At 37.9% G+C, this 19,721-nt stretch carries 17 protein-coding genes; 16 read left to right on the plus strand and 1 reads right to left on the minus strand.

Translation table 11 applies throughout. The features are described 5' to 3' along the window. Window positions 1-193 precede the first annotated feature (193 nt). From JZO76_RS03060 to pcp, 16 genes are all read left to right on the plus strand, one after another. Complete coding sequence (locus JZO76_RS03060) at window positions 194-814, plus strand: NUDIX hydrolase N-terminal domain-containing protein (RefSeq protein WP_206902711.1); 621 nt, start codon at window positions 194-196, stop codon at window positions 812-814. Between the two features lie 20 nt (window positions 815-834). Continuing rightward, the gene (locus JZO76_RS03065) at window positions 835-1,770 is read left to right on the plus strand and encodes an alpha/beta fold hydrolase (protein ID WP_206902712.1); all 936 of its coding nucleotides are present in this window, start codon (window positions 835-837) and stop codon (window positions 1,768-1,770) included. Window positions 1,771-1,861: 91 nt separating this feature from the next. Beyond that, complete coding sequence (gene obgE / locus JZO76_RS03070; RefSeq protein WP_230710744.1) at window positions 1,862-3,175, plus strand: GTPase ObgE; 1,314 nt, start codon at window positions 1,862-1,864, stop codon at window positions 3,173-3,175. A gap of 177 nt (window positions 3,176-3,352) precedes the next feature. Next, a complete protein-coding gene (locus JZO76_RS03075) occupies window positions 3,353-3,925 on the plus strand; it encodes a DUF1269 domain-containing protein (RefSeq protein WP_206902713.1) in 573 nt (190 codons plus the stop codon). 84 nt (window positions 3,926-4,009) lie between these two features. After that, window positions 4,010-4,948, plus strand: coding sequence for a ribonuclease Z (rnz, locus tag JZO76_RS03080; protein WP_206902714.1), 939 nt, complete (start codon window positions 4,010-4,012; stop codon window positions 4,946-4,948). 5 nt (window positions 4,949-4,953) lie between these two features. Continuing rightward, complete coding sequence (locus tag JZO76_RS03085) at window positions 4,954-5,745, plus strand: SDR family NAD(P)-dependent oxidoreductase (RefSeq protein ID WP_206902715.1); 792 nt, start codon at window positions 4,954-4,956, stop codon at window positions 5,743-5,745. Between the two features lie 348 nt (window positions 5,746-6,093). Then, complete coding sequence (gene recJ / locus JZO76_RS03090) at window positions 6,094-8,394, plus strand: single-stranded-DNA-specific exonuclease RecJ (protein WP_206902716.1); 2,301 nt, start codon at window positions 6,094-6,096, stop codon at window positions 8,392-8,394. A gap of 11 nt (window positions 8,395-8,405) precedes the next feature. Then, a complete protein-coding gene (locus tag JZO76_RS03095; RefSeq protein WP_206902717.1) occupies window positions 8,406-8,918 on the plus strand; it encodes an adenine phosphoribosyltransferase in 513 nt (170 codons plus the stop codon). 542 nt (window positions 8,919-9,460) lie between these two features. After that, on the plus strand, window positions 9,461-10,354 hold the full coding sequence (locus JZO76_RS03100; RefSeq protein ID WP_206902718.1) for a rhodanese-related sulfurtransferase: 894 nt from the start codon (window positions 9,461-9,463) through the stop codon (window positions 10,352-10,354). A gap of 240 nt (window positions 10,355-10,594) precedes the next feature. After that, window positions 10,595-11,758, plus strand: a complete 1,164-nt coding sequence (gene hemW / locus JZO76_RS03105) for a radical SAM family heme chaperone HemW (protein WP_206902719.1) — start codon at window positions 10,595-10,597, stop codon at window positions 11,756-11,758. 167 nt (window positions 11,759-11,925) lie between these two features. Further along, window positions 11,926-12,966: a heat-inducible transcriptional repressor HrcA gene (hrcA, locus tag JZO76_RS03110; RefSeq protein WP_206902720.1), complete on the plus strand. Its 1,041-nt coding sequence runs from the start codon at window positions 11,926-11,928 to the stop codon at window positions 12,964-12,966. A gap of 33 nt (window positions 12,967-12,999) precedes the next feature. Next, window positions 13,000-13,533 carry a nucleotide exchange factor GrpE gene (grpE, locus tag JZO76_RS03115; protein WP_206902721.1) on the plus strand — a complete coding sequence of 178 codons (534 nt, stop codon included), beginning with the start codon at window positions 13,000-13,002 and terminating at the stop codon, window positions 13,531-13,533. 43 nt (window positions 13,534-13,576) lie between these two features. Next, the gene (dnaK, locus tag JZO76_RS03120; RefSeq protein ID WP_206902722.1) at window positions 13,577-15,406 is read left to right on the plus strand and encodes a molecular chaperone DnaK; all 1,830 of its coding nucleotides are present in this window, start codon (window positions 13,577-13,579) and stop codon (window positions 15,404-15,406) included. A gap of 144 nt (window positions 15,407-15,550) precedes the next feature. Further along, window positions 15,551-16,720 (plus strand): molecular chaperone DnaJ, encoded by a 1,170-nt coding sequence (gene dnaJ / locus JZO76_RS03125; RefSeq protein ID WP_206902723.1) that lies wholly within the window; start codon window positions 15,551-15,553, stop codon window positions 16,718-16,720. Between the two features lie 286 nt (window positions 16,721-17,006). After that, window positions 17,007-18,071 (plus strand): iron-containing alcohol dehydrogenase, encoded by a 1,065-nt coding sequence (locus JZO76_RS03130; protein ID WP_206902724.1) that lies wholly within the window; start codon window positions 17,007-17,009, stop codon window positions 18,069-18,071. 15 nt (window positions 18,072-18,086) lie between these two features. Then, entirely contained in the window at window positions 18,087-18,731 is a 645-nt protein-coding gene (gene pcp, locus JZO76_RS03135; protein ID WP_206902725.1) for a pyroglutamyl-peptidase I, read from the plus strand. Window positions 18,732-18,983: 252 nt separating this feature from the next. Here pcp and JZO76_RS03140 read toward each other — a convergent pair whose 3' ends face one another. Beyond that, window positions 18,984-19,721: an amino acid ABC transporter ATP-binding protein gene (locus tag JZO76_RS03140; RefSeq protein ID WP_206902726.1), complete on the minus strand. Its 738-nt coding sequence runs from the start codon at window positions 19,719-19,721 to the stop codon at window positions 18,984-18,986.

The following is a 19,721-nucleotide window of genomic DNA, read 5'->3' on the forward strand; positions in this document are numbered from 1 at the left end:
TTGTATCAATTCCTTCGTTAAACAAAAAGAACTAAAAATTCTTTTTGTTTAACGAGAATACTAACTGGGTATTTTTTTTTTGCTGATCTTTAATCACGTAAGCTGACTTTTTAATATTTCCCATAATTTTTCTCTTTTGATGCCATATGTCTAAAGGGTTTTTTGGTATAATAATAAAGTTGGAGGTGGGTAGATGAAAAATCAGCTGGCACTTTTATTAAATGAACTACAAGGGATTGGACAATCGGGCAAAACATATGGCCGGGATGTCTTTGACCAAGAACGCTATGATCAACTGTTGATAGTGACGGAAAAATTAATGAATTTGTTAACCGATTGGAATGAAAAACAGATTCAACATTATCTTTATACAGATGATGGGTATGCTACGCCTAAAGTAGATATTCGCGGTGTTGTTTTTGTTGAAGATAAACTTTTATTAGTAAAAGAAAAAAGCGATAATAGCTGGACGCTTCCCGGCGGTTGGGGAGACATCGGCTATTCTCCGTTTGAAATTGCTGCAAAAGAAATTTTGGAAGAAGCCGGGATTTTAGTTAAACCTTTGCAATTAATCGCCGTGAAAGATAAAGCAAAACATCATTATCCCGCAAGTTTGACCTATGTCTACAAGTTTTTTATCTATTGCGAGGCGTTAGAGACAACGATTAGATCAGGGCTGGAAACGACAGCTGTCGGTTTTTTTACTCAAGCAGAATGTGAGCAATTAAACTTATCTTTAGCGCGGACTTCAAAAGAAGATATTAGCGCGGCTTTTACTTACCACCAACATCCGGAAAACGCAGTTTGCGATTAATTTGTAAGTGAGGAATAGAAGTGAAAAAAGTATGGATTACAATTGGTATTGTTTTGCTATTATTAGCAGGTGGCCTTGTTTTTGCTGGCAATTATTTTTATAACTATGCATTTGTACCATCAGAAAAAGATTTTTTAGCTGATGATAACGAAGCCCAAGCTGCTGCAGATAACAAACCTACTGATAGGGCTTTAACGTGGTTTAAAGGTAATACGAGAAAAAATTGGTATATAACTAGCGAAGATGGCTTAAAGTTGCGGGGTATTTATTTACCCGCCTCTAAAAAAAGCGATAAAACAGCCATTATAGCTCATGGTTACATGGGGGATGCAGAATCTATGTACCAATTTGCTGACATGTATCACAGGCTGGGCTATAACGTTTTAGTACCTGATGCAAGAGGACATGGTAAAAGCCAAGGAGATTATATTGGTTTTGGTTGGCCAGAACGCAAGGATTATGTCAAATGGATTCACGAGGTTTTGAGCCAAAATGGTTCTAAGGAAAATATTATTTTACATGGTGTCAGTATGGGGGCGGCAACCGTCATGATGACCTCCGGTGAAAAATTACCAACGAATGTCAAAGCTATTATAGAAGATTGTGGGTATTCTAGCATTCAAGCGGAGTTAATTTATCAATATCACCAACTGTTTGATTTGCCAACATTTCCAATTATTCCGGTCACCAATTTAGTGACGCGACTTCGCGCTGGTTTTTTCTTTACTGATGGCGACGTAACCAAACAACTGGCAAAAAATAAAACGCCGATGTTGTTTATCCACGGTTCTGCCGATAAATTCGTACCATTTACTATGTTGGATAAAGTTTACAATGCGACTAATGTGCCAAAAGAAAAATGGGTAGTAGATGGCGCAGCACATGCCCAAAGTTTTAATAAAGATCCAAAACGTTATGAAGAAAAAGTTAAGAGCTTTTTAAGTCGTTATGAATAAAATGGTTTAATTTTAAAATCATAGACAAATGAGCGTTAGGTCGTTACAATAATGAAGACTTAATTTATGGGAATAGAATGGAGGACAAAACATGTCCATGTTTTTAGATCAAGTAACAATTGATGTCAAAGCCGGCAAAGGCGGCGACGGTATGGTTGCTTTTCGTCGTGAAAAGTACGTGCCAGACGGAGGACCTGCCGGCGGTGATGGCGGTCATGGTGGTGATGTCATTTTAGTTGTTAATGAAGGGTTACGCACCTTGATGGATTTTCGCTTTAATCGGCATTTCAAAGCTACTCCTGGTGAAAATGGAATGAGTAAAGGAATGCATGGCCGAGGTGCAGAAGATACCTACGTCAAAGTTCCACCAGGTACAACAGTTCGTGATGCTGAAACAGGCGCGCTGTTAGGGGATTTGGTAACAGAAGGACAAACGCTAGTAGTCGCTCGTGGCGGACGTGGTGGACGTGGGAATACACGATTTGCATCACCGCGAAATCCAGCACCTGAGTTGGCGGAAAACGGTGAACCAGGACAAGAGCGCAAAATTGAACTAGAATTAAAAGTTTTAGCTGATGTGGGCTTAGTTGGTTTTCCTTCGGTGGGAAAATCGACATTACTTTCTGTAATTTCTTCAGCGCGACCTAAAATTGGTGCTTATCATTTTACTACGCTGGTACCAAATTTAGGGATGGTAACAACAACAGATGGACGCAGTTTTGCTGTGGCCGACTTACCTGGATTAATTGAAGGAGCTTCTCAAGGTGTAGGGCTAGGCACGCAATTTTTACGTCACATTGAAAGAACGCGCGTGATTTTACATGTGATTGACATGAGTGGTATGGAAGGCCGAGATCCTTATGAGGACTATTTAGCGATTAACAAAGAGTTAGAAAGTCATAACTTACGCTTGTTGGAACGTCCTCAAATTATTGTGGCAAATAAAATGGATATGCCAGAATCAGAGGAAAATTTAAAAGCATTCAAAGAAAAATTACAAGCACAAAAAACAGATGAGTTTGCAGCGGATATCCCGATTTTCCCAATTTCAGCTGTTTCCAAAAAAGGTTTGCAAGCATTATTAAACGCAACTGCAGATTTATTGGAAACAACACCAGAATTTCCATTGTACGATGAAGAAATTGAAGAAGATGTGGTGCATTATGGGTATCAATCCGATGAACCTGAGTTTGAAATTACTCGGGAACCAGATGCAACTTGGGTATTAAGCGGAGATAAAATTGAGAAGCTATTCCAAATGACCAATTTTGCTCATGATGAAACCGTTATGCGTTTTGCCCGCCAACTAAGAGGCTTGGGAGTTGATGAAGCATTACGGGCCCGTGGTGCAAAAGATGGAGATATTGTCCGCATTGGTAATTTTGAATTTGAGTTTGTTGAATAGAAAAGAATAAAAGAGCAATCCACTTTGAAGCATTCTAAGTAAACCCTTTGGTTAAGGGTTTAGAATAAGTCTTCATTTTGGATTGCTTTTCTTTTTTCTTTCCCCGCCTTAACTGGTACACTCAAACTAAGGAAATAGATTTTTTATAACAGCAAGTTGTAGTAAGGAGGATAAAAAATGAGTAAACGCGTTATTGTGATGAATTTTAAAGTTTCCTCAGAAAGTTACCAAGCTTTTTCAGAGGTAAAGCAATTGGTAATGAATCGAAAATTAAAAGGGGAGCAAATGGCTGTAGTAACGCATCAAGATGATGGTAGCCACCAATTTAAAATTGAGGACTTCATGGATTTTACTGGTAGTGATAATGCTTCTAAGGGCGGCTTTATTGGCATGTTGGTGGGGGTATTAATTAGTCCTTTGGCAATTTTATTAGGCTGGGTTGGCGGTAGTATGATTGGGGCAACGCGGGATGCAAAAGAAATCAACGAAGCGCAAGATATCTTCAAATTTTTACTAAATAAAATTGCTCCCGGACAAACCGGCTTAATCGTCATCGCAGAAGAAGAAGATAATCGTCCATTAAATAAGATTGTATTTGAACAATTACATGGTGAAATCACGCGTTTTGACTTTGAAGAAGTTCAAGCTGAAATTCAAAAAGCACAACAAGTGACAAAAGAAACCAAGGAAAAAGCCAAAGACAGTTGGGAAAAAAGCCATACCCAAGCAAACCCAACAGAAAAAGAATGAAACAAGCATAAAATTTGGCTTTGAAGCGTGTTATACTACTAAGGAACCTTTCGTAGTTAAAATTTTAGAAAGCCAGGTTGGATAATGGAATTAGAGTTTTTAGGAACCGGTGCGGGCGTGCCGGCAAAGCATCGCAATGTAACCAGTATTGCGTTAAAGTTATTAGATGAACGCAATGCTGTTTGGTTGTTTGATTGTGGGGAAGGAACGCAGATGCAGATACTGCGGACGAATATCCGCCCTCGTAAAATTGAAAAAATCTTTATTACTCACTTACACGGGGACCATATTTTTGGTTTACCGGGGTTAATTAGTAGCCGTTCTTTTCAAGGCGGAGATGAGCCTCTTGAAATATATGGACCAGCAGGAATTAAACAATTTGTTTTAAATGCGCTTAAAATTTCCCAAACGCGTTTAGCTTACAGTCTAAAGTTTATTGAAGTAAAACCAGGAGTCATCTTTTATGATGATCAATTTACTGTTACCTGTGATCTGTTAGATCATGGAATTGATAGTTATGGCTATCGCGTGTCAGAACATGACCATGATGGGCAATTACAGGTGGATAAATTAGTAGCGCTAGGTATAAAACCAGGGCCTATTTTTGGCCAATTAAAAAAAGGCGAGACGGTGACATTACCAGATGGGCGCACCGTCAGTGGCAAAGATTTTGTCGGAGCTGCTAAAACAGGCCGTACCGTGACAATTTTAGGAGATACACGAATTAGTGATACCTCCATTGCTTTAGCGAAAACCTCAGATGTCTTAGTCCACGAAAGTACCTTTAATAAAAACGAGGCAAAAATGGCGCGGAATTACTATCACTCCACAACCCATCAAGCTGCCGAAGTTGCTAAAAGGGCCCAAGTTAAACGCCTAATACTAACGCATATTAGTGCGCGTTATTTAGCTCAAGATGCTCTTAATTTAGAAAAAGAAGCCCAGGAAATTTTTCCTAATACAAAAATTGCCAAAGATTTTGATATTGTTGATATTCCCTTTCAAAATGAAATAAAGGAATGATAATGATGAATTTACAAGATAAAGTAGTTTTAGTTACAGGCGGTTCAGGTGGTTTAGGTGAACAGCTTTGTTATGAGGCGGCTAGAAATGGTGCAATTGTGATTGTTTGTGCTCGTCGCATTAATTTAATTGGTAAAGTAAAAGAACGCTGTGAAAGTTTAAGTGGTAAAAGTGCTTATGCTTTTCAATTGGATGTCGCACAACCAGAAAGTGTTGAGGCGATGTTAGATAAGGTGCAAAGTGAAGTTGGTCGTGTAGATGTTTTGATTAACAATGCCGGCTTTGGTATTTTTGAGGACTTTACTTCCTTTGATATGGCAAAAGCCTATCAAATGTTTGAAGTGAATGTTTTAGGGATGATGGTAGTAACGCAAAAGGTTGCTCTAATGATGTTAGAAGCTGGCATTCCGGGTAGTATTGTTAATATTGCTTCAATGGCAGGAAAAATGGCTACGCCTAAAACAGCTGTTTATTCGGCTACAAAATTTGCTGTATTGGGTTTTTCAAATGCTTTGCGCTTAGAATTAAAACCGGCGAACATTCACGTTATGACGGTTAACCCAGGACCAGTCGCAACGCATTTCTTTGAACAAGCCGATCCTAGCGGAAATTATTTAGAAAGTCTTGGTAATTTTGTCTTAGAACCGGATAAATTAGCACAAGCTGTTATTAAAGGTATTAAAAAGCAAAAGAGAGAAATTAATCGGCCCCACCTTATGCAAGTGGCAAGTCAATTTTATACGTTATTTCCTCATGTTGGCGACTGGTTAGCCGGTGGAATGTTTAATCAAAAATAGTAAAAGGAGTTAACAACTCGCGGGAGTTGTTAACTCTTTTTTTGACTGTAACTATATGAAAAATACAATAATTTTCAAATGAAGAAATCAGCTTGCGGCAAAATAATCCCTATCAGGTTTTACGAACAGACTTTACCGACCGGTTTAAAAAAATTTCAAGAAATTGAAAGGCGATTTATTAAAATCTCTTCTTGAAGTTTGAAGGCAAAAGGAGTTCAAAAGGCAATTTTTCGTGTTGTTTACAGGAGGAAGATGTTATTTTTTATTTAAAGAAAGTTGGTTTAAAGTACCGGAAAACTTTCCATCTATTCGTCTCTTTGCTATAATAATCTGGTTGGGAGTGATTTTTTGAGTAGCTCTATGTATAATTGGCAACTTCCAGAAAATAAGGAAGTGCCAAAAGAATTTGTTCAAATTTGCGAAAAATATAATTTAAATACAACTTTGGCAAAACTGCTTTGGCAACGTGAAATAAAAACAGAAAACCAATTAACTGCCTTCTTACAACCACAAATTGATCAGTTACACGATCCCTTTGCGTTGTTTGAAATGGACAAGGTCGTTGAGCGCATTCAAACCGCAATTATGAATGGGGAACGAATTTTAGTTTATGGGGATTACGATGCTGATGGCATAACCAGTACGACAATTATGACAGAAGCACTAGAGCTTTTAGGAGCGGATGTTTCATTTTATTTGCCAAATCGCTTTAAAGATGGTTACGGACCTAATTTGGAAGTTTATCAAGAAAAAATTGCAGCGGGAATTCAGTTAATTATCACGGTCGATAACGGCGTTTCAGGTCATGAGGCGATTAATTATGCTAATGGCCAAGGTGTGGATGTTATCGTAACGGATCATCATGAATTGCCAAAAGAATTACCAGCTGCATTTGGCATTATTCACCCCCGGCATCCTGCTGGTAGTTATCCTTTTGGTGAATTAGCCGGTGTTGGGGTGGCTTTTAAAGTTGCGTGTGCGTTACTAGAAGAAGTACCCGCAGAGTTTCTTGACTTAGTAGCCATTGGAACTGTTGCTGATATGGTTTCATTGACTGATGAAAACCGGGTTTTAGTAACTTATGGTTTAAAAGCTTTGCAGCAGACGCAAAGATTGGGTTTGCAAGCATTGTTAAAAATTAGTGGGGTAGAAGAAAGTAAACTAGACGAACAAAGTATCGGGTTTGCTTTGGCCCCGCGTTTAAATGCCATTGGTCGCCTGTCTGATCCTAATGAAGCTGTCGACTTGTTAAAAACTTTTGATGAACAAAAAGCAATCTCTCTTGCAAAGGATTTAGATGAAATTAATCAAAAGCGTAAAAGCTTAGTTGAAGAAATCACCAAAGAGGCACTTGCGTTAATCAATAGCCAAGATGCAATTCACATTGTCGCGCAATCTGGTTGGCATGAAGGGGTATTAGGGATTGTAGCCGGCAGAATCTTAAAAGAAACCGGTAAGCCGGCAATTGTTTTGACGATAAAAGAAGATGGTATCGCAAAAGGTTCTGGTCGTAGTATTGCATCATTGAATATGTTTGCAATGTTAGATGAAATGCGGGAACTATTCACAAGCTTTGGTGGTCATCATGCTGCTGTGGGTGTTAGTGTTCCTGTTGCAGACCTTGATCAATTCAAAGAAAATGTTGCTGCTTATGCTGCTGGACATAAAGAACAGCTGGTCGGTAACACGCTAGCTATTGACGGTATTTTGAATATAGCAGATGCCACAATTCCTTTAATTAAAGAGTTGAAACAACTGGCGCCTTTTGGCATGGACAATCCGCAACCTTATTTTATGTTGCAGCATATCTTTGCTCGTGATTTAAAAACGATTGGTGCTGATAATAATCATTTGAAATTTAATGCAACTGACGGTGAAAATACGCAATTAACTACGATTGGCTTTGGTTTTGGTAATCAATTAACTTCAATTGAAAACAACGAACTTTTAATTGTAGGGCAACTACAATTGAATGAATGGAATGGCCGACAATCACCGCAGTTGCAATTGATAGATTTTGCAACTGTAGGCTTACAGCTAGTGGATTTACGTGCCAAAAAGAAGCGACAAAATCTTCAATTTGATGCGAACACACTGTTTGTTTGTTTTGGTAATAAAGTTTCTACAGATATAAAATCTCAAATTCTAACACAGGTGCATCATTTTAAAGACTTAACACATTTAAAACTGGTGGTACAAGAGGAAAGTTATTCCAGTATTGCATTTTTGGACTGTCCGATGGATGCCCTCGTTTTAAAAGAAATTTTGTCGCTGACGGATTTTCATCAGTTGTATTTAGTCTTAAACGCCGATGATGATGCGTATTTAGATGGTTTGGGGACAAGGGAACAGTATGGTCGACTCTTTAAACTAATTGCACAACAAGATACGCTAGATGTCCGATATAAACTTCCTAGCATTGCGCAATTTTTAAAAATACCAGAAAAATTATTAATTTTTATGATTCAGGTGTTTTTTGATTTAGAATTTGTTACAATAAGCGATGGTCTTTTACACAAGACAGAAGTTGATGGCAAAAAAGATCTTACTACCAGTGTGGTTTATAAACGTAGACAACAAAAAATCAAAACAGAAGAATTTTTATTGCTAAGTGATATGGCAACTTTAAAAACTTGGTTTGAAAACTAGGAGGAAAAAACATGGATTTAAAAGATTATATTGCAAGTATTCCCGATTACCCTTCAGAAGGTATTGTTTTTCGCGATATTTCACCTTTAATGGCTGATGGTCTGGCTTATCGGGAAGCAACAAAACAAATCGTAGACTATGCAAAAGAAAAAAGAATTGATATGGTAGTTGGACCAGAAGCACGTGGGTTTATTGTGGGCTGTCCAGTTGCTTATGAATTAGGTGTTGGGTTTGCTCCAGTTCGTAAAAAAGGTAAATTACCTCGCAAAACAATTGAAGTAACCTATGACTTAGAATATGGGACAGATACACTGACACTTCATGAAGATGCTATTAAACCTGGCCAACGCGTTTTAATTTGTGACGACTTATTGGCAACCGGGGGAACAATTAAAGCAACGACAGAATTGGTTGAAGAATTAGGTGGCGTAGTTGTGGGCTGTGCTTTTCTAATTGAACTAATGGACTTACACGGTCGAGACAAAATTAAAGACTACGATATGATTACATTGATGGAATATTAAGCACCTCTTACCTTGCAATCTTTATTGCAAGGTTTTTTTTATCTTTTTAAGATTTTTTACAATAAAAAGCATTGATTTGGCTGCTTTAGCGCCATCTAGCATCGCGCTAACTCTGCAAAAAATAAGTTAAAATTTTAAGGAATTTGTGATGCAATATATTGAAGTTCGGCCTTATTGTAGGTGTGTGAAGAGTTTGAAAAACTTTTCTTGGCTGTGGTTATTGTTTAGTTGAAAGGAAATAATTATTGCTCATACTAGTGTGAGTTTAGAATGAAAAATCTGGTTACCACTATTTATAAAATAGCAGCTTTTCAATGTGCGTAAATTATTTTTATATTTTTTTTGCGTTTTGTGAATCATTTCCTTTGTGAGGTGAAAAGGAATTGTTGTAAAAATGTTCTTTTGAAAGGAGAAAAAATGTAATTTAAAATTGGCAGAGTTTTTTTTAAGAAAAAAAGACGTATTTTGAGATACTTGCCACAAGCAGAGAAATTTCTTCTAAGTTTGTGATTGGCTATACTACATAAGAAAGGGGAATGAAGATGGATTATGAAGTATTGCTTTACTATAAATACACAACAATTGAGGAGCCGGAAGTATTTGCACAAGAACATCTGGCCTTTTGTAAAAAATTAGGATTAAAAGGACGGATTTTAGTTGCAAAAGAAGGTATTAACGGCACTGTCTCAGGATTAAAAAAAGCAACTGCGGCATATAAAAAAGCATTGAAAGATGATCCTCGCTTTAAAAATATTACGTTTAAAAGTGATGAAGCAACGGAACACGCCTTCAAAAAGATGTTTGTCCGTCCGCGGCGAGAAATTGTGTCGTTGCAATTATCCGATGATTTTAGTCCCAATGAAGTTACAGGCACATATTTGTCGCCAAAAGAATTTAAAGAAGCTTTGTTGGCTGAAGATACCGTTGTGATTGACGCTCGCAATGATTATGAATATGATTTGGGCCATTTTCGGGGTGCTGTGCGACCAGAAATTCGTAATTTTCGCGAATTACCTCAGTGGATCAAAGAACATAAAGAAGAGTTTATGGAAAAACGGGTAGTCACCTATTGTACCGGTGGGATTCGCTGTGAAAAATTCTCAGGTTGGTTAGTAAAAGAAGGATTTAAAGATGTCGGACAATTAGATGGTGGGATTGCAACTTATGGCAAAGATCCAGAAATTAAAGGAGAATTATGGGATGGTAAAATGTATGTTTTTGATGAACGGATTAGTGTAGAAATCAATCACGTTGATAAAAAGGTTGTTGGCCGTGATTGGTTTGACGGAACTCCTTGTGAGCGTTACATTAATTGCAGCAATCCGGAATGTAATCGCCGTATTCTGGCTTCGGTTGAAAATGAGACGAAATATTTAGGTGCTTGCAGTCAAGCTTGTCGAAACCACCCTCAAAATCGTTATCGTCAAAATACTTAAGCCAAGTAATGACAAAAAACAATATGAAGTAAAAGGTTGAATCTAGATTCAACCTTTTTATAATTTCTCAATTTAGCTACATTAATTTAGCTTGTCATAGAGTTAAAAAAATAGACGGTAATTTTAAAAGAGTTGGTTAAAAACCCGCCATTTTTCCACGAAGGAATTTACTTGTGGTAAGATAGACGAGAAAATGAAATGATTGAGAAAAAAGTAATGTTAATTGAGAGGAATTAAACCATGCAACAAATGAAAAAACCAAAAGACGCGGCAATATCAGCCTATATCCACATTCCCTTTTGTGAACATATCTGTTATTATTGCGACTTTAATAAGGTCTTTTTAGAAGGGCAGCCTGTCGATGAATACATCGCTTGTCTTTTAAAAGAAATGAAACTTACGCTAGAAAAAAATCCCATAAAAAAAAGTCCAACTTTATACGTTGGAGGTGGAACACCAACTTCACTTTCAGCTGGCCAACTAGATACCCTTTTAAGGGGAATTAATGATCTTTTCCCAATGGAGACTGTTACCGAATTTACCGTGGAAGCAAATCCTGGTGATTTGACTTTAGACAAATTACAAGTGATGAAAGATCACAGTGTGAACCGTCTTTCCATGGGCGTGCAAACATTTGACGATGTTTTGCTAAAAAAGATTGGACGTAAACATACGGCTAAAGACGTCTATGACACGATGGACTTCTTAGAAAAAGCAGATTTTCAAAATGTTTCGATTGATTTGATTTATGCGCTTCCGGGTCAAACATTAGCAAGTTTTTGCGATACCTTAAAACGGGCAATTGAATTAGATTTACCCCATTACTCGTTGTATTCTTTGATTTTAGAAAACAAGACGATGTTTATGAACTGGGTGAGACAAGGGCGCTTGGAGATGCCGGATCAAGAAATTGAAGGTCAGATGTTTGAAGAAACGATGTTAGCTATGCATGATACCGGAAAATTTCAGTATGAAATTAGTAATTTTGCTAAGCCAGGATTTGAATCCCAACATAATTTAGTTTATTGGAATAATGAACACTACTTTGGTTTTGGCGCTGGAGCAAGTGGCTATCTAGGAAAAACGCGTTATAAAAATTTTGGCCCAATTCAACACTATTTAAAACCATTGAAAAACGATCAACTTCCTATTTATGAAACAGAAGAGTTAAGTCGCAATAACCAAATGGAAGAAGAAATGTTTTTGGGATTACGTAAAAAAGCTGGTATTTCTAAAGCTCATTTTGCAGAAAAATTTGGTCAAGAGCTGACGGCTGTTTACGGAAATGTTTTGGCAGATTTGGTAAGCAAACAATGGTTGCTTGAAACAAAGGACAATGTCAGACTCACTGAAAAAGGGTTATTGATTGGAAATGAAATTTTTGAGAAGTTTTTATTAGATTGATTTTCTAAATTGATGTAAGCCTTGATATGATTGAAAAAAATGATTAGCACTCTATATCAAAGAGTGCTAATTTTTTGTTGCTTAATTCTTGACATTAAACTTTCTTGTGGTATATTAATATGTGTTAGCACTTAGATAGACGGAGTGCTAAATACGAGGTGATGAATATGTTGACAAAAAGACAACAAGATATTCTGCGTCTCATTATCCAACATTATACGAAGACCGGCTTACCGGTAGGTTCTAAGTCTTTAATGGCAGCAGGAATTAATGCTAGTTCAGCAACGATCCGCAATGATATGAAAGCTTTAGAAGAAGCAGGTCTCTTACAAAAGACGCATTCTTCTTCTGGTCGTATTCCTTCGATGGTGGGTTACCGTTATTACGTTGACCATCTTTTAAAGCCTACTCGTGTAGCAAAAACGGATATGCAAGTAATCAAGCGGTCTTTTGGAAAAGAATTTCATGAGATTAACGATATTATTCAACAATCTGCTGAAATTTTATCCAATTTAACCAGCTATACTGCCTTGTCCTTGGGTCCGGATATGAAGGATAGACGTCTGACCGGTTTTCGAATTGTCCCGTTAAATAGTCGTCAAGTGATTGCGATTATCGTAACGGATCAAGGCAATGTTGAAAGTCAAGTCTTTGCCTTGCCGCAAAGTGTCAGCGGAGCTGACTTGGAAAAGATGGTACGGATCATCAACGACAAATTAGTGGGTGAGCCGTTACTAACGGTTTACCAACGTCTGCGTACTGAGATTCCGATGATCTTGCATAAATACTTTCAAACAACAGAAGGTATTTTAGATTTATTTGATTTAATGTTGGGTCAAGTTTTTGAAGAAAAGGTCTTTGTCGGCGGTCGCATGAATATGATTGATTTTGAACCGGCTACTGATGTGGATCAGTTCAAATCAATTTACCGCTTTATGAAAGACCCTGAAGAGTTGATGCAGCTTTTAATTCCACCAACAGATAACATTGATATTCGTATTGGTGATGAGTTGGGCAATGACTTATTTCATAATATGAGCTTAATTCAAGCCAGTTATGATATTTCTGGTCATGGTAAAGGTGTGATTGCATTATTAGGTCCTGCAAGTATGCAGTATTCTAAAATGTTTGGTTTACTTGATGTGTTTTCCAGAGAACTAGCCGAGAAATTGGCGGAGTATTATCGTTCGCTCGACGCAACAAGTTAAAAAAGAAATTTGCGTAGAAAGGTGGCAAGTTCAGTGTCAGAAAAAGATCAAGAATTAAAAGATCAAGAGGTAGCGGAAGCTACTGAACAAAAAGATTTGGAACAAGAATCTGTCACAGATGAATTAACTGAACTGACAGCAAAAATTGATGAAATGGACGACCAATTATTACGGGCAAAAGCAGAAATTGCGAATATTACCAATCGTAACCGTAATGAAAGAGAACTTTTACAACGTTATCGTTCACAAGACTTAGCAAAAAAACTATTACCGGCTATTGACAATTTGGAGCGAGCAATGGCAACAGATGTCTCGGATGAACAAGGCATTAATTTGAAAAAAGGTGTTGAAATGACCTTAGCTAGTTTGCAACAAGCTTTAAAAGAAGAAGGAATTGAAGAGATTGCTGCTGAAGGCGAAGCTTTTGATCCCAACTTCCATCAAGGTGTGCAAACTGTTGAAGCAAGTGATGATGCACCTGCCAATACAATTGTGCAGGTACTACAAAAAGGCTACAAGCTACACGATCGCGTCTTACGACCAAGTATGGTTATTGTAGCCCAATAAATTTTAAAAAAATTACGAGTAACTATTAAAGGAGCGTTTTATTATGAGTAAAATTATTGGTATTGACTTAGGTACAACAAACTCTGCAGTCGCAGTCCTAGAAGGCGGCGAAGCAAAAATTATTGCAAACCCAGAAGGTAACCGGACAACTCCTTCTGTTGTATCATTTAAAAATGGCGAAATTCAAGTTGGGGAAGTAGCAAAACGTCAAGCTGTAACCAACCCAAATACTGTTTCTTCTATTAAACGCCACATGGGCGAAGCAGGCTACAAAGTTGAAGTAGAAGGAAAATCTTATACACCACAAGAAATTTCAGCAATGGTATTACAATACATTAAAGGCTTTGCAGAAGACTACTTAGGTGAAAAAGTAGAAAAAGCTGTTATTACAGTTCCTGCATACTTTAACGATGCACAACGTCAAGCAACTAAAGACGCTGGTAAAATTGCCGGTCTTGAAGTAGAACGGATTGTCAATGAACCAACAGCCGCTGCTTTGGCATATGGCTTGGATAAAACAGATCGTGATGAAAAAATCTTAGTCTTTGACCTTGGTGGTGGTACTTTTGACGTATCAATCTTGGAATTAGGCGATGGTGTCTTTGACGTATTATCAACTGCTGGGGATAACCATTTAGGTGGGGATGACTTTGACAATAAAATCATCGATCACATGGTAGCAGAATTCAAAAAAGACAACGGCATCGATCTTTCAAATGACAAAATGGCAATGCAACGTTTGAAAGATGCTGCAGAAAAAGCCAAAAAAGACTTATCTGGTGTAACAAGTACACAAATCAGCTTACCATTTATCACTGCAGGAGACGCTGGTCCTTTGCACTTAGAAATGACATTAACACGAGCAAAATTTGATGAATTGACAGCTGACTTAGTTGAACGGACTAAAGTACCAGTTCGCCAAGCGCTAAAAGATGCTGGTTTATCACAATCAGAAGTAGACGAAGTAATTTTAGTAGGTGGTTCAACTCGTATTCCTGCGGTTGTTGAAGCAGTTCGCAAAGAAACTGGTAAAGAACCAAACAAATCTGTTAACCCAGATGAAGTTGTAGCCATGGGGGCTGCTATTCAAGGTGGTGTTATTACAGGTGATGTTAAAGATGTTGTCTTACTTGATGTAACCCCATTATCATTAGGTATTGAAACAATGGGTGGAGTCTTTACAAAATTAATTGACCGCAATACAACCATTCCAACGAGCAAATCACAAGTATTCTCAACTGCCGCAGATAACCAACCTGCTGTTGATATTCATGTGTTGCAAGGTGAACGTCCAATGGCTGCGGACAACAAAACATTAGGTCGTTTCCAATTGACAGATATTCCAGCTGCACCTCGTGGTATTCCTCAAATCGAAGTAACATTTGATATTGATAAAAACGGGATTGTAAATGTATCTGCTAAAGACTTAGGTACACAAAAAGAACAAAAAATTACGATTAAATCTTCATCAGGTTTATCAGACGACGAAATCGAACGCATGGTAAAAGATGCAGAAGCAAATGCGGAAGCTGATAAAGTACGTAAAGAAGAAGTTGACTTGCGCAATGATGTAGATGCTTTATTATTCTCTGTTGATAAAACATTAAAAGAATTAGAAGGTAAAGTTGACGCAGATGAAGTGAAAAAAGCAGAAGATGCGCGGGATGAATTAAAAGCTGCTGTTGAAGCTAATAATTTAGAAGATATGAAAGCAAAACGCGATGCGTTAAACGAAATCGTCCAAAATTTAACAGTTAAATTATACGAACAAGCAGCACAACAACAAGCTGATGCTGACCCAACACAAGCACAAGGTGGCGCTGATGACGTTGTCGATGCTGATTTTGAAGAAGTTGACGGCGACGATAAATAATTTTGTAAAAGTGAAATAGTTCGCTGTGTAGGATTAGAAAAAAGCCAAGGCCTAGCTTTGGCTTTTTCTATGAGATAGTTCAGCTTCCTAACAAAATGTGTTAAAATACCCAAGTGAGACTAAATGTATGTGGAGGGAAAGCCTATGGCAGACAAACGTGATTATTACGAAGTCCTCGGGCTACAAAAGGGAGCTTCCGATGACGAAATCAAAAAAGCATATCGCAAGCTTTCCAAAAAGTATCATCCTGATATTAATAAAGAACCTGATGCAGAAGACAAATTCAAAGAAATTTCGGAAGCTTATGAAATTTTAAGCGATCCGCAAAAACGGGCGGCATATGATCAATATGGTCATGCTGGTACTGATCCGAATTACGGCGGAGGCTATGGTGGCTTTGGCGGCGGTAATTATGGTGGATTCAGCGGTGGCGGTAGTTTTGGCGGTTTTGAAGATATTTTTGAATCCTTCTTTGGTGGTGGCGGCGGTCGTTCTGCTGATCCGAATGCACCAAGACAAGGTGCTGACTTACAGTATGCGGTTAATTTAAAGTTTGAAGAAGCCATTTTTGGGGTGGAAAAAACGGTTAAATACAATCGTGAAGAAGTCTGTCATACTTGTGGCGGAAATGGTGCTAAACCAGGTACACAACCCGTGACGTGTTCAAAATGTCATGGTTCTGGTACGATTAATGTTGAACGCCAAACGCCTCTAGGACGGATGATGAGTCGTCAGACTTGTGATGTATGTCATGGAACAGGTAAAGAAATCAAAGATCCATGTCCAACTTGTCATGGATCAGGTCATGAAAAGAAAGCTCATGAAGTAAAAGTGACTGTCCCTGCCGGAGTGGAAGATGGGCAACAAATGCGTCTACAAAACCAAGGAGAAGCTGGTGAAAACGGTGGACCTTACGGTGATTTATATGTTGTCTTTCGCGTAGAAGAAAGTGACATTTTTGATCGTGATGGGGCTGAAATTTATTATGAATTACCACTTAATTTTGTTCAAGCTGCATTAGGGGATGAAATTAATGTGCCGACAGTTCATGGTGAAGTGAAATTAAAAGTTCCAGCTGGAACACAAACCGGAACGAATTTCCGTTTACGTGGTAAAGGTGCGCCAAAATTGCGGGGAAGCGGAAATGGTGATCAACACGTAAAAGTGAAATTGATTACACCTAAAAATCTAAGCGAAGAGCAAAGACAAGCATTGCGTCAATTTGCTGAAGTTAGTGGAACAAAATTGACTGAACAACAGTCAGAAGGCTTCTTTGATAAAATGAAAGATGCCTTTGGCGGTAAGAAAAAATAAGATAAAAGAGTTCATCAGAGAAATCTGATGAACTCTTTTTCTTTTGAAATTGGAAGTTGGAAAAGAAGTATTCAGCTTATTGCAACAGAAGTTAATTTTAGACTACCGTTTATTTTATAAATAGTAACGAAAATTATATTCATATCCTAGCTTTCTTAAAAAATATTTGTTAAAAAGTGACTTATGTTTTTTGCCGCTTTATCTAATTTTGTGAAATTAAATAATTTCGTGAAGCTTTTCTTATTTTGGGTTATAGTTAGAATAGTCAGATAAAAGGAGTGGTAGAATGCGCGTTTTTGCTAGCCCCCAAGTTTATATCCAAGGATTTGCGGCTTTTCAAACAGAACTTTTATGCTTGCAACGATTAGGTAAAAAAGCCTTGATTGTGACTGATGCATTTGTGATGCAGATGGTAGGAGAGCAGTTGGTAGAGAATTTAAACAGAGTAGAAATTGAAAGTGCCGCTGTTTTAGTAGATGACAGCAGTCAAGCAACTTTCTTTGCAAAGACTAAAGAGATGATTCAAACTGCTAATTATCAATTTATCATTGCTTTAGGGGGTGGGAAGGCAATGGATTTAGGGAAAATGGTTGCAAATAACAATCACTTACCTGTTGCCGTCTTACCTACATCGGCAGCGACGGATGCTGCTACGTCGCGAATTTCTGTTATTTATGATGAGGCAGGAAATTTTGTACGCTATAATTTTTATGCTAAAAATCCTGAAATCGTTCTAGTGGATACTAAAATTATCTTCGCGGCACCTCAAGAAATGCTAGTGGCAGGTTTTGCCGATGGTATTGCGACTTATATTGAGGCGCGAAGTGTTTGGGAGGATCAGGGCGTAAATATTGCTGGTGCCAAACCGACCCTAGCAGCGTTAAGTTTAGCTAAAACGTGTCACGACGTTTTAATACGTGATATTAAAAGTGCACTACGAGCACAAAAGGATGGCATCATAAATGCTGCTTTTGAAAATGTCGTAGAGTCCAATATTTTATTAAGTGGTTTGGGGTTTGAAAATGGCGGCTTGAGCTTGGCCCATAGTTTTCATAACGTGATAATGGGAGATTGCCAATTGAGCGTAAGAGGCAGTCATGGTCAAATTGTTGCAGTGGGACTACTTTTACAGTTGTTAATTGAAAAAAGGAGAACAGAGTATGAGGATTACCGTCAATTATTTACGAGTTTGAAACTGCCGACTACCTTACCAGAACTTAATTTGAATTTATCTCAAACCATGATTAGGAATCTAGCTAAGAAAATTTTATTAACGAAGCAAGCTGGAAATCACCTTGGTAAACAAGTAGATGAAGCAAAAATCAGCACGGCTTTAACTGAGTTAGCATAGAAAGAAGAGCTTAAAATGAAGATTTTAGTAACCGGATTTGATCCTTTTGATAAAGAAAAGATCAACCCCGCTTTAGAGGCGGTGCAACGTCTGCCAGAAGAAATTGCGGGAGCAAAAATTATTAAGTTGGAAATTCCAACAGTATTTGGACAAGCTGGTATAGTAGTTGGAAATGCCATTGAATTAAATAAACCTGATGTCGTAGTTAATATTGGTCAGGCGGGAGGACGCTTTGCGATTACACCTGAGAAGGTAGCGATTAATCTGGCTGATGCGCGAATTGCCGATAATGCCGGAAATCAGCCGCTTGACGAGACGATATTTACGGATGGGCAAACCGCGTATTTTACTCAATTACCGATAAAGGCCATGGTAGCGGCAATTAATGCTAAAGGACTTCCAGCGGCAGTTTCTTATACGGCGGGTAGTTTTGTTTGCAACTATATTATGTATTATGTGCAATACTTAATTGATAAAAAATATCCAAATTTAAAAGGTGGGTTTATCCACGTACCTTTCATTTTCGAACAGGTTGTTACAAAACCACAACAGCCCGCAATGAGTATAAATGACATTGTAATTGGTCTAACAGCAGCAATTGCCGCAATAGCTACTTCTGGGCAAGAAGATATCAAAATTGTTGGTGGAACAGAACACTAATGTGACTTGCTGAAAAAATAAAATTACACTTACATTTGTTTAAAATTAAGAAAAGTTGGAGGGATATTTCGGCTTTGAGACATAAAAGTAAAATTTATTAAAATTTTTTTCGTTTGTATAAATTTTTGCCTGTGGGTGAGGATTGATTCGTGGAGCCTGACAGGGATAATCTTTGACCGCATGATTTATTCACATAAAAAAGCAATCCTCTGTTAAGAAAACTTAGCAGAGGATTGCTTTTTTTTAATGTAATTAGACGTTTAAGACCTTATCTAAGAAGTCTTTGGTCCGCGGATTAGTAGGATTATTGAAGACTTCATCTGGAGTGCCGTCTTCTAAAAATTTGCCGCCATCGCAAAATAAAACACGATTGGCAACTTCTTTTGCAAATCCCATCTCATGGGTAACGATGACCATTGTCATCCCTTGTTTGGCTAGTTTTTTCATGACATTTAAAACGTCACCAACCATTTCGGGATCTAGTGCTGAAGTTGGTTCGTCAAACAACATAATATCTGGGTTCATCGCCAATGCACGCGCAATAGCGACACGTTGCTTTTGACCGCCAGACAAACTACCAGGCAGGGCGTCTTTTTTATCAGCTAAGCCAACTGTTTCCAATAAACTAACTGCCTTTTTTTCGGCATCTGATTTTGACATCCGACCAAGGTCGGTGGGTGCTAAAGTAATATTTTGCATCACGGATAGATGAGGAAACAAATTGAAATGTTGGAATACCATCCCGATATGCTGACGAACCTTGTTGATGTTCGTTTCTTTAGCCATTAAGTGGGTACCATCAATTTCGATATCGCCACTGGTAGGTTCTTCTAGTCGGTTTAAGCAACGCAAAAATGTACTTTTACCTGAACCAGATGGGCCGATTACACACACAACTTCGCCTTCGTTAATTGTGATACTCATATCATTTAAGACGGTATTGTCACCATATTTTTTAACTAAGTTGGTTACTTTAATTTTTTCTGCCAT

It is taken from the genome of Candidatus Enterococcus myersii (genome assembly GCF_017316025.1).
GTDB classification, from domain to species: domain Bacteria; phylum Bacillota; class Bacilli; order Lactobacillales; family Enterococcaceae; genus Enterococcus_C; species Enterococcus_C montenegrensis.